This is a genomic window from Alteromonas sp. ABH2_165 (assembly GCF_056159945.1).
In genome coordinates this window covers 82,017-94,170 of record NZ_JBSWWF010000010.1, presented here as the reverse complement: position 1 = coordinate 94,170, position 12,154 = coordinate 82,017, and the positions used below count along the sequence as shown (strand labels likewise).

Genomic DNA, 12,154 nt, shown 5'->3' with positions numbered 1-12,154 from the left:
GCCCTGCTATTCATGCCTTCCGGTCGCGCTTGTTGGTTTTATTGTTGCGAGACGCACTTTTTACCAAATATACCGGGGGGAGACGTATTAGTAAAAAGTATAAATTAGTGGAAATGCTTAAAGTTGGCTTGTCCTTCGCACAGGCTTTGCGTTTTCCTGCTGATATTGTGTGGGGGTCATGTCGAGCACATCACGAAATACACGACTGAACTGAGAAGGTGAAGAGAATCCCACTTCTAATCCTACTTGTGTAACCTGCATACCTTCTGCCAGCATCTGTTTTGCCTGATCCAGGCGGAATTCTTTCAGCAGTTCGTTAAACGTTTTATCAAATATTGCTCGAAGTTTACGGGAAAGCTGTCTTTCACTCACCGCCATTTCGCTGGCCATGGCTGCCCTGTTAAAACTTTCTTCTGTGTATTTACTTTCTAAGATGTTGACGAATTTGAAGTAGAAGTTTTGATCTTTTTCATCAACAAAATCAGGTAGGCTTGGCGCTTCATTATCTGAATTTTCTGTACTCACCTCGACGATTTGGATCTGCTGTCTTTCAAGTACGTTTCTGATTCGTAACAGGAGCAGCTCAGATTCCACGGGCTTCGTTAAGTAGCTATCAGCGCCGGCTGAAAGCGCATCGCGGATACTCTTAGGGTCGCCAAATGCCGACATGACGATGACTGGTATGCGAAGCTCGTCAAACTGCTCTCTTACCTTCACAATTAATTCCAGCCCATCCATACCCGGCATTTTATAATCTGTGACGATGAGATCGGGTCGCATGCGAGATGCAATTTCTAACGCTTGTCTGCCTGATCCTGCGACCAAGCAATGATAATGGCTTCTAACTTGTTTATGCAGGTAGTGACGCAACTCATCGTTGTCGTCGACAATCAAAATGAGCTTGTCTTCCAACGGCGGCGTTAACATGACATCGTAGTCTGGACGCTCTGGCTCATTAGCGGCGACAACAGAATTTTCCTCACTCTGCTGATATTCTGTATTAATCAGGGGCAACCAAATGCTTACGCTAGTGCCTTCATCCAACGATGACTTGAGCTTAATATGGCCGTCGTTAACGTTTACCAATTCTTTGACCAGTGCAAGACCGACACCCACCCCATCTTTACTTTTATCCAGTTGCGCGTAACGCTCGAAAATTTTCCCTTTCATATCATCGGGAATACCTTGCCCATTATCGCTAACCTCAATGAGTAATTGCATCGAACGCTCACTGATCTTAACCGTGATATTGCCCCCCACGTGGGTATATTTCACCGCATTAGAAACTAAGTTACTTAGTATTTTTTCGAGGGAATCCTCATACAGCAGAATTGATTTTCCGGTAGAACACTTGACTGACAATGTCTGCTCTTTCGCTGCTGCAAATGGCTTCAGGTCGTAGGTAATTTTGGGGATATCGTGGTCAAGGTCGTAAAGCTGTTTAGGTCGACTGCGCATATAATCGAGCTTTTCCAGCTCAAGCATCTGATCGACCAACACCTGAATACGCAGCGCGTTGCGATTTGCCGTATCAAGTAGTTCAGGCACTTCAGCATCAGCGGGGGATTTCATAATTTGGCTTATCGGGCCAACCACTAGAGCAAGAGGTGTGCGGATTTCGTGAGACAAATTGGCCATAATTCGCTGCCTTTGCCCCAAAACATGATTTAGAAATTCGCCGCTGTTTTCTAATGCGGTATGTTTCTCATCCACCAGCTTGGATAGCATCTCCCCCTGCTCGCTGACACGATGAAGGTAATTGCGATACCCCAGGTAGCTCAAAGCCATCAGCGCAATGATATATCCAATCATCGCCTGCCAAGTACGCCACCATGGTGGGATAATTATTATATTTATCTTGGTAACAGGCTGTTCAATATAGCTGCGCGAATCAATCATCCGAATTTCCAGCGAATGATTGCCTATTTCAAGTTCAGCCAGTTCGATTACCCAGTCTTCTGGTTCGAGCTGTTTCCATTCACTATTGCCTGAACGATACTGATAGGAAACTATAGACCTATCCATATAATTTACTGACGGAAGTTTTATGTGCAGGTCAGATTCTTCCTGACGCACAGACCCAGAGGGTGACAGTTCTCTCCAGTGCTCGGCTCCATTAGAAGACACTTCAATGGAAGATAAAGGGATAATATGTTCGGCTGTACTCAGGTTACCTAAAATATGGTCAAGTTCAGGCCTTTTCAGGCGATATAAACTCCTGTCACCTTTTAAAATCACATGCTCTTCTGAAGCAGCAAGCCCACCAAACTCAAAATCACTATCAGAAACGCCGAAGCCCGCGCCAATTAAGATCTTTTCTTCATGCTCTTTTCCTATGGCATACGCCCCATGGTTAGAAGCTATCAACCAATATTCATCTATTCCGCTGATGCCCCTCACAAAACGTGGCTCAGAATGTACTTTCTCTAGTTCTTTAGTTTCTTCGGAAATGATAAAAGCTCCACTACCCGACGTGCCGACTGCAATTACATTATTATCAGCGTATATTGAGCTAAAAACATGGTAAGAATGATCGACGTCGAGAGCGTATTTAAATATTCGCCCATCTGAATCTATCTCGAATAATCCGACGGCATCGACAGTTACCAGAAGCGCCCCATCGTCTTTGAGGTAGCTGTTTGATATTTCGTAGGGAAATATCTGTTCATTTCCCTGTGTGCCATCGACTAGAACTAGTTTGTCCTTTCTATTAATCAGAAATATCGCTCTACCATTTAAATCGTACACTCTGACGATTGAATCAAAAAAAACTTTAGTTTTTGCATCATCACTCATTTCCAGTGACTTCAACTCTTCTGTTTCACCATCTCGATAGACTTCAAAATTACGATTTAAAAATAAAATCTCAGACGTGGTATAAAAAGGTTTTAAATCTACGTCCATAGTGTTTTCTTTATCAGGAGAGCTATTAATAACCTTAACAAAATCAGAATACTCGACGATTATTCGTGAGGGACTTTTTGTCGCTCCTAACTGAATAAACTTCTTATCTACTGGAATATCCCCAATTATTTCGGTAGCCGAAGTTAGATTCGAAAATGCAACTAATCCATCAACAGTGTCAGTAGCAAAGATATTTCCATGCTGATCTTCGTCCATATCTGTGATGATAAGAAGACTTTCTTCGTTAAGAGAAGAGTTGAGAAAACCGTTTGTGACAAACTTTTGGGATTCTACATCGAGGGTGTAAAGGGTTTCCGCTGCAACCCATATGGTTCCATCTTTGCTTTGCAACACTGTGCGAACGGGCTGAACATTGTTAGGTGTGTCCACTCGCTGTGTAATGAGTCTGCTCTCTTGTGTACTTACGTCTAGTATTATCAGTCCACTATCCGTACCAATGAAAAGCGCGCCATCGCTCTGCTTTAAACTAAAATACTCAAACTCACCTTCAACACCTAGCTCGACGGGCCCCCATTTTTCAGTTCTTAGTGAATAGCTATATAAACCTTGCTCTGAATCAATCCACCAAATTTTTTCATCAGCACTATCGACAACTAGATCTACAACTCGACTACCAACCTTGATGCCTTTTTCAACAAAGCTAAAGTCAAAATTCCTATTCGCTTTTTCAAATACATAAATGTCATTGAGTGTGCTGACGGCGAACACCTCTGAGCCAACAGATGCTTTCCAAAACCCCTTTCTAGTCAGCTCTCCAGTCTTGATTTTTTCTACTTCTAGCGATTCAATATTTAGTACGAAAATTGCATTACCAAAAACGCTTATTAATATGTGATTTTTGTCGAGACGATTGAGATCAGTAACCCAATTCGACTCCTCCTCGCTTCCATTTAAATCAAATTCTATCTTCGTGTTATCTCGTATATTTAGTAAACCGTTTTCCCCTCCAATCCAAATCGCATCGTTCAAGACTAGGACCGAAGAAGGACTTCCAACTTGTTGTGATGAGCGATTGTTTGAATAGTCGCGTCGTGAATCAGTCGCCTTTGCGATTTTGCACAGCGGGACAAGCAACAAAAAAATTAGGACAAAAGCTCTGAAAGCGCCCAAGTTAAATACCTCACGTCTTAGATGAACAAGCGAAGAAGAGTGTCTAGTAATAATGTATTCGGCGAGTTACATGCGAACTTTATTATTAATTACACAATAGGGAAAAAATTCAATGAAAAAGTTAGAAAGAAAAAACAAGATGCATGTTATTACAGATGAGTCTGTATTAAATTTGGTTCACGGTGGCATGGCTTCTGCAAATTCTAGTTTATTTTTGGTTGACTATATAATTCCTAAAAAGCCCCCCAAGCTTCCGTTAGAGCCAACGCCAAAAAACTAAACCAAAACCCAACTCATCCCTGCATTTTCTGCAGCAAGCTGGTCGTAAATATAGTCCCCCACATACAAACAGTGTGCGGGGGCTATTTGCCATTGTTCGGCAATCATTAATAGTGCGGTGGGATCGGGTTTAGCGGGGGCGCATTCCCGGGTAAGCACATTAGTGATGGGTATATTGTTGTTGGTAATTTTTATGTCTGAGGCTTGGCGGCAATTACGAGTTACTATGGCCATGGGCAGGTTGGCCTTTTGAACGGCTTCTACCATCGCTTTGCCGTTGTCTAGCCAGCGGGCCTCTCTGGCGTCGGCGAGTTCGTGGTCTAGAATCACCTGATGCGCGGCTTTTTGCTGCTCGCTATCGGGCAGGTTATCAATGAAGGTAAGAATGTCTTCATCTTGCGGGCAGCCAATGGTTTTGCGCATGGCGGTGAAATCCAGAGACGATTCCACCAGCGTGCCGTCTAAGTCAAAGATCACACCTTTTATGCCTTCAAGGTTCAGCATTCCATTCACTCCTGCCTCTGGTTTATCAATTCAAACTCTGAGTATACCTTTGAATTCAGCCATCTCTATTAAACTTAGGTAAACCTGCTCTTGACCGAGTTGTACTAGCACTTGCACTGAGGAATGTGCTGCCAGTTGGTGGTATAACGCGGCGACAGGTACGCCCGTTTCATGCGCCACTGCTGATTTTTCCCTTTTGCCGCCACGCCAATGGTACTGCTGCCATAACGCGCATTTATGGCATCCATACAAGCCATAAGTTTATTGTTAGTGGGGTTCTCGTCGAACAGGTCGGGCTGCTTAACATCGTCGTCTTGTACTTCTATCGCGCCCACGCCACACTTATGAAACTGTACACCAGCGCAATACAGTGTATCAGCGGCTTTGCTGGCGGTGGCTACCAGTTGGCGGGAATCTGCGGTGGCGCAGGCGAACTGGTGCTGAACGGCCTTGTGATAATGCCCACTGGCAGCAAACGGGTTGGCATGCGCAAACAGGGTCAGTGTTTTTACGCTACTGTTTTGCCGCCTAAGCTTTTCGGCTACCCGCTCGGCATGCCAACACAATGCCTGTCTAAGGCTTTGAATATCGGCAACGGGTTGTCCGAATGCGCGGGTGGCGTAAATCTGCTTTTTCTTGGGCCGGTATTCTTCCCACTCCATACAGCGGGTGCCATTCAGTTCTCTTATCGTGCGCTCAATTTCCACGGAAAAGCGCTTACGAATGGATTTTGCATCGGCGCAGGCAAAATCCCACGCTGTCTGCATGCCAGACTGTTCCAGCTTTTCGCCAATACGCCGCCCTATTCCCCACACATCTTGCGGTGTCATTTGTTGCAGTGTGCTTTGAATGGCTGTGCGATTGGCCAGCACTGCAATACCGGACTTGTCGCCTAATCGTTTACCCGCATGACTGGCGGCTTTCGCCAGCGTTGGCGTAAGGCCAAAGCCCACGCCTACAGGTAGGCGCAGCTGCTCCCACACGGCTTTACGAATACGTTCGCCATAGGCATACCAGCCTTCTTGCGGCTGCCAGTTATCGAAATACAGGAAGCACTCATCAATGGAATACACATGCTGATAAGGCGCAAAACCGGCAACCACCGCCATCATGCGATTAGACAAATAGTCGTACAGTTCATAGTTGGATGACCGCACGACTGCACCGTGTTTTTCAAGAAACTTCTGTACTTTGTAATAGGGCCCGAACTTTTTCACGCCAAGTTGTTTGGCAATATCGCACAGCGCGCAAATACAGCCATCGTTATTGGTAAGCACCACAACAGGCTTATTACGTATGGATGGGTCGAACACCTTTTCGGCTGAGGCGTAAAATCCGTTGGCATCGACTAACGCAAACATTGGCGCAGCATCCTGGTATAGCGGTGCATGCGCACAGAGCGCACCACAATGCCCTCTTCCTCAAACACGTCCCCCTCGCTCAGTACATAAGGATTATGGCTTTTACCCGGTGAAATCAGCACCATGGATTTACGGTCGAACAGCTTGCACACGAAAACACCGTTAAGGTTTGCCACCACTACATCTAACGATGTGGGCGCAGCCGAGCGATCGACAATAAGCAGATCACCGTCAAAAATGCCCACCCCCGTCATAGAATCGCCCTGGGCCTGACCGATAAAGGTGGCCGTGGGATGATCGATAAGCAGGGCGTCGAGATCCAGCCCGAGCTCTCTGTACTCCGCCGCGGGCGATTCGAATCCGGTAATACCGGCTTGTGCGACAACAGGAATAATTCTCAGCATAGGTCAAAAAATAGTTGCTCTTGATACTGTTTATTTATACAGTAATTACGAATCGAGTAACAATTAAATTTCACAACGCGCAGACTTTCGGAGAACCATCATGGCTATTACAGTGCAATATGTTGTTTCGCATAAAGGGGTAGAGAAACTGGTGACTACAGATAAAAAGGAAGCCGATCAGTACGATAAGATGCTGGATGCCGCCGACAATATCGCCACCTACATAGGCGCGAAAGGCATTAAGCTAGATGAAGAAGTGATTGAAGATTTGTCAGTCATGCTGGCAAAAAATAAAGATGCGCTAACAAAGCTGCTTAAAGGCGCTTCTGCCGATGATGTACTGGAAAGCGAATCCGCTGAAGTGGTAAAGCTACAGGCCAATAGCAAAAGCTAACGGCCTGTAACTAACGCCAGCGCGCAGCGATAGGCGTGGGTATGTCGAGTCAAACAATATTACTTTTGCTCGCAAACCGGGTAATGACTGAATACACCTCGGTAACGGTATTGCGAAGTTTTTGGCTAGCATCCAGCGAAGACTCTGAAGCCCGCTGGGTGTCTTTAGCGCCATCAGCAATCTCCACAATTTGCTGATTAATATGCTCGGCCACCGAACTTTGCTCTTCCACCGCTGACGCCATTTCAAAGGTTTGATCGGCAATAACGCTCACGGCAGAGTTAATTTCAGACAGGGTTTTGCGGGTATCTTCTACGATATTCGCACCTTGCTCTGCAGACTCCATACCGTCGTTAGAAACCCTAACGGCCCTTTCAGAGCGTTCAGCCAGGACATGTATGATATTATGAATTTTGTCGGTGGACTCCCGTGTTTTCGAAGCCAGAGAACGAACTTCGTCGGCCACTACGGCAAATCCCCGCCCTTGCTCGCCGGCACGAGCAGCTTCAATGGCAGCATTGAGCGCCAGCAAATTCGTTTGTTCTGCGATGGTAGATATCAAGCTGGCCGCTTCACCAATGTCATTGGTTGACTGCGCAAGTTCCTGTACCGTTTTTGAGATAGAACCCACTGCCTGTTTCAGCGACATAATCGCGTTTAACGCATCGTCTGCTTTGCGATTTCCTTCTTCCACATTTTTTGATGCCGAGCGCGCACTGTCTGCGTTCATATCCACCCGTTCAGACACGCTTTGAATGGCTTGTGACATCTGATTAACTGCTGAAGCAATATTCTGCGTAGCCTCGTTTTGCTGTACTACAGCCGTACTGGTGATTTCTGCCTGTTCATGAGTTGTGTTGGCTATCACGTCCAAACCACCTGCTGCATCCTCAATGCGTGCCAATGCAGTGCGGCTTCGCGCGAGTTCACAGCCCAAAATGAGTTTAGCTCTGGCTTTGTTTCCGTAATCAGCAAAATAGGTTTGCGCAACCAATGGGTTCGAATAACTCTCCGGCGAAAGTGAAATGATACTTAGCCAATCCTGCTTATTTTGATGTGCCATCCATAGGGCGCAGAGCACGAATCCAATTAGCCCCACTAACGCGGGGAGCAGTCCGGAAACCATTAACAGCCCGCAAACTGTCGTCGCTCCAACAATAACAAAAGGCAGATTCGACTTGATACAGTGAACAATAAGTTCACCCATCGACGTACTAGACTGGTCTTTGCGCAAGCGGGCATAACGAAATTCCGCTCGGTCTATCTCATTCTGCGAGGCTGGTACCCGTACCGACTCATAGCCAACAATAGCTCCGCTTTCAAATACCGGCGTTACGAACGCAGATACCCAATAGTGGTCGCCATTTTTGCGGCGGTTCTTCACTAATCCCATCCAGATCTTGCCGGCAGACAATGTCTCCCACATTTCCCTGAAAACACCAGGCGGCATATCGGGGTGTCTAACAAGATTGTGGTTTTTCCCAATGAGTTCATCGCGCTCAAAGCCACTCACCTCAACAAATTCATCATTGCAGTGAGTAATAATCCCTCGCTTATCCGTAGACGAGATAAGGCGGTACTGTTTGGGAATCGAATAAAGCTTTTGAGTAACCGGCTGATTATTTCGCATATTTCTGAATCATATCCCTATTTTTTCAAGATAGATTAAATATCGTTAAGTAAACCTTAGTGCAAATTACAACTAATGAGTAATTGACCCGATAAAAAAATCTGTTCCTGATTATAAAGGGCATACAAGTGATTGAAATTGCAGAATTTATAATTATCTATGGCCACACTGATGTGAGCCCCAGAAAAACGCTCAGCTAAGTGGGAAGTTTAGCGTCACCGTGGTACCAACACCTTCAGTGCTGTCTATGTTGATCCAACCGGTATGCGACTCCATCAAAGCTTGCGCTACAGACAGGCCGAGTCCAGTACCACCACCGGGTGGCTTGGTTGTAAAGAAAGGAGTAAAAATGAGTGGTTTGTGTTCAGGCTTTATACCTTCACCGTTATCCTTAATATAGATTTTCAGTGCTCCCGGCATAATGGCGGTGACCACCGTAATTGCACCTTTCTTGCCACAAGCATCTGCGGAATTTTCAATCAGCGATTCTATAACACGCTTAATTTGCTTACGGTTAACTTCAATGCCTTCATGTGTGAGGGTGGGCATCATCTCAAGGCTAATCGACGCTGGTAATTTATGAATAATGTCTTCAACGCAATATTGCAATAAATCGTCAATTTCTTCCCAACGTTTTTCAACGGTGACTGGCGAGGAAAATATTTGCAGCGACGATACTATCTCAGCAATACGACTCGCTCCCTCAAGGGAGGACTGCTGAATGTCGTCTAACATTTCACGCACGTCCTGTAGCATGTATTTCAGCTCAAGATCATGAGGGAGGTCTTTCAATTCAGAGTCCGACCGAACTATCTCGCTTTTGAGTTCATCCCAAGCTTCGAACACATCTCTAAGCATGTGGCCCTGAATCTCACAGTTACTCTTAATAAAGCCGATGGGGTTATTGATTTCGTGAGCAATACCCGCTGCAAGCTGACTGAGAAGAGTCATGCGGTCTACCATACCTGCGTCATGAAAATCAGCTTTTGAAGCAGTATCTAGCTTCGCCGCTTTTTCTTCGGGCAAGTGAGTGAGTAAGTGTTGATAAATTGCGCGTGTTTCACTGAGGGCTTTACGCAAATTCTGATTGGCCAGGTAAGCATCCCGAGAGTAGTTGTTTAGCATGTCTTCTGCTGCCACTCGGGCAAGTTGTTCTCGACTCAGCTTGCGCTGCAATACTGCTATTTGCTGTTGAAGTTTACTGATTTCTGAACTCACATCACTCTCCGGCAGCCGCGCGACTTTGTGCGGCCGTTACAATTGGATAAGACAACGGACGTCCTGAACACAGCCAGGCGCAGCACAAGATTGTCAAACCATCTACTACTTCTAGCACAAATTACAACATACGCCCCACTTTTCCAATCGAGCCAGTCTAATTTCATCGTCTACAAACATGTGTGCTGGCCGCGAATTGATCACGCTTTTATTGCGATCCGGATCAGAGTAAATGATCGCCAACAACCTGTGGATAACTTTGTGCATTGTTTGTATACATAGCGTTGATGAGGTGGACTAAATCGCTCTGCAAGCCGCATAGTGAAGCCATTCAACAGCCGTCAAGACCCTATATGGCAAGGTGTCGATCAATTCAGCAGATATAAATAGTAGATGAAGTAACTATAGCCTTTGGCAAATACAACAAAAGTTGTGCCTGTGGAAATTGTCAAACTGTTTGTGGATCGCTGTTTCGGAAAAGTCAGGAAAATGCAAGCTAAAATGCAGATCAGATCGGATCTTTTTCGTATTTATAATACAACCCGATCAGGGTAAGCAGAGACAAAAAAGCCCGGCTTACCGGGCTTCCAAATACGTAAGCATAAACATGCGTTGAGGGCTTATTCGCCTTCTTGATAACGCTTAGCGCTAGATACGATTTCAGCTTTTGCTGCTTCAGCATCTGCCCAACCGTCGATCTTAACCCACTTGCCTGGTTCCAGATCTTTATAGTGAGAGAAGAAGTGCTCAATTTGCTGTTTAGTCAGTTCTGGCACATCGTTGATGTCTTTAACATCACGATAGATAGTAGACAGCTTGTCTACTGGCACTGCCAGCACTTTTGCATCGGTACCAGACTCATCGGTCATGTTCAGAACGCCAACAGGACGACACTTGATGACAGAACCGCTAATGATTGGGAACGGGGTCATAACCAGTACGTCAACCGGGTCACCGTCTAAAGACAGTGTGTTGTTCACGTAGCCGTAGTTTACCGGATAGTGCATGCAAGTAGCCATGAAACGGTCAACAAACATTGCACCGGTGTCTTTATCTACTTCGTATTTTACCGGATCAGCGTGAGCTGGGATTTCGATGATGACATTCACCACTTCTGGCATATCTTTACCAGCTGGAACGTTATTAAGGCTCATGAAATAGTCCTTTGGTTTGCTAAATTAAAATAGGATTTTTCCGGGAAAGGAAACTTATTCATTCCCTTTCCCGGCGAAATCGCCGCCTAAGTATACGGTGACTCCGGACAAATAAAAACTGCTTACGACCCATGTCTTAAGCAGCTTTCGTTATTTCTCGTTATTTCTTTGCTGAATAGAGCCTATTCAGCTTTGTTCTGATAACTCAGACAGGTTTCCACTTCTTCTTTGGAACCCAAAATCACCGGTACTCGTTGGTGAATTTCTGTTGGCATCACCTCCATGATACGGCCAGTTCCAGTATCTGCCAGACCACCCGCCTGCTCCATCAAAAATGCCATCGGGTTGGCTTCATATAATAAACGAAGCTTACCGGCTTTTGACGGATTACGGTTGTCGTACGGATACATAAAAATACCACCGCGACACAGTAAGCGGTGAATATCACCTACCATGGCTGCTACCCAGCGCATGTTGAAATTCTTTTCGCGTGGACCATCGGTACCGGCCAGCAAATCTGCGATGTATGCTTTCATTGACGCTTCCCAATGACGCTGATTCGATGCGTTGATGGAAAACTCTGACGTTTGCTCTGGCACCTGCACATTGGGGTGCGTTAGCAGGAAACCACCATGGGTTTTATCCAGCGTATAAATGTGGGTACCGCGACCTGTGGTTAACGCCATCATGGTAGACGGGCCATACAGCACATAACCAGCAGCAACCATTTGCGTGCCTGGCTGCAGAAACGCAGAAGGATCATCCGCTTCCATCCACTGTGGCGCATGGGCGATAGAGAATATGGTACCAATTAGACTGTTAATCTCAGTATTCGATGAGCCGTCTAACGGATCAAAGCTCACCAGGTAATTCCCTTCAGGATTACATGGCACAACCGTATCTTCTTCTTCAGACGAAATCGCTTTAACGTAACCCGAGTCGCGCAACGTATCTTTCAGAATTTGGTTGGAAATCACATCCAGCTTCTTCTGCGTTTCGCCCTGTACGTTTTCACTCAACGTGGAGCCCAGTACACCTGCCAGTGCGCCCTGACTTACCCGGAACGAAATTTCCTTACAGCCCGCAAGCAAAGTACGGATAAGCAGGATCAGTTCGAGGGGAGCGCCGTCTTGTTGAAGTTGAGAATTTAAACGTTTCATTGTGTGCAATAGCCT

Annotated in this window: 10 protein-coding genes; 2 read left to right on the top strand and 8 right to left on the bottom strand. The window is 45.8% G+C overall.

Features of this window, described 5'->3' with window-relative positions; genetic code table 11:
• Nucleotides 1-117 precede the first annotated feature (117 nt).
• Entirely contained in the window at nt 118-3,894 is a 3,777-nt protein-coding gene (locus tag ACXAFQ_RS18505; RefSeq protein ID WP_474824878.1) for a hybrid sensor histidine kinase/response regulator transcription factor, read from the bottom strand.
• Nucleotides 3,895-4,147: 253 nt separating this feature from the next.
• Between ACXAFQ_RS18505 and ACXAFQ_RS18500 the strand changes: the two genes are divergently transcribed.
• Nucleotides 4,148-4,315 (top strand): hypothetical protein, encoded by a 168-nt coding sequence (locus ACXAFQ_RS18500; RefSeq protein WP_474824877.1) that lies wholly within the window; start codon nt 4,148-4,150, stop codon nt 4,313-4,315.
• Here the strand turns inward: ACXAFQ_RS18500 and ACXAFQ_RS18495 are convergent.
• From ACXAFQ_RS18495 to ACXAFQ_RS18485, 3 genes are all read right to left on the bottom strand, one after another.
• Nucleotides 4,312-4,818 (bottom strand): HAD family hydrolase, encoded by a 507-nt coding sequence (locus tag ACXAFQ_RS18495; protein WP_474824876.1) that lies wholly within the window; start codon nt 4,816-4,818, stop codon nt 4,312-4,314. The two genes, ACXAFQ_RS18500 and ACXAFQ_RS18495, sit on opposite strands and share 4 nt — an antisense overlap.
• Before the next feature lie 104 nt (nt 4,819-4,922).
• A complete protein-coding gene (locus tag ACXAFQ_RS18490) occupies nt 4,923-6,179 on the bottom strand; it encodes a Y-family DNA polymerase (RefSeq protein ID WP_474824875.1) in 1,257 nt (418 codons plus the stop codon).
• The gene (locus ACXAFQ_RS18485) at nt 6,167-6,583 is read right to left on the bottom strand and encodes a S24 family peptidase (protein WP_474824874.1); all 417 of its coding nucleotides are present in this window, start codon (nt 6,581-6,583) and stop codon (nt 6,167-6,169) included. The genes ACXAFQ_RS18490 and ACXAFQ_RS18485 overlap by 13 nt, the downstream gene beginning before the upstream one ends.
• A 100-nt stretch (nt 6,584-6,683) precedes the next feature.
• Here ACXAFQ_RS18485 and ACXAFQ_RS18480 point away from each other — a divergent pair, with 100 nt between their 5' ends.
• On the top strand, nt 6,684-6,977 hold the full coding sequence (locus ACXAFQ_RS18480; protein ID WP_474824873.1) for a YebG family protein: 294 nt from the start codon (nt 6,684-6,686) through the stop codon (nt 6,975-6,977).
• Nucleotides 6,978-7,026: 49 nt separating this feature from the next.
• Here the strand turns inward: ACXAFQ_RS18480 and ACXAFQ_RS18475 are convergent, their stop codons facing one another.
• The 4 genes from ACXAFQ_RS18475 to ACXAFQ_RS18460 all read right to left on the bottom strand — a co-directional run bounded on the left by ACXAFQ_RS18475 (nt 7,027) and on the right by ACXAFQ_RS18460 (nt 12,139).
• Complete coding sequence (locus tag ACXAFQ_RS18475; RefSeq protein WP_474824872.1) at nt 7,027-8,607, bottom strand: methyl-accepting chemotaxis protein; 1,581 nt, start codon at nt 8,605-8,607, stop codon at nt 7,027-7,029.
• Between the two features lie 192 nt (nt 8,608-8,799).
• Entirely contained in the window at nt 8,800-9,825 is a 1,026-nt protein-coding gene (locus tag ACXAFQ_RS18470) for a sensor histidine kinase (RefSeq protein WP_474824871.1), read from the bottom strand.
• 620 nt (nt 9,826-10,445) lie between these two features.
• Nucleotides 10,446-10,979, bottom strand: coding sequence for an inorganic diphosphatase (gene ppa, locus ACXAFQ_RS18465; RefSeq protein WP_070125827.1), 534 nt, complete (start codon nt 10,977-10,979; stop codon nt 10,446-10,448).
• Nucleotides 10,980-11,161: 182 nt separating this feature from the next.
• Nucleotides 11,162-12,139: a class 1 fructose-bisphosphatase gene (locus tag ACXAFQ_RS18460; RefSeq protein ID WP_474824870.1), complete on the bottom strand. Its 978-nt coding sequence runs from the start codon at nt 12,137-12,139 to the stop codon at nt 11,162-11,164.
• Nucleotides 12,140-12,154 lie beyond the last annotated feature (15 nt).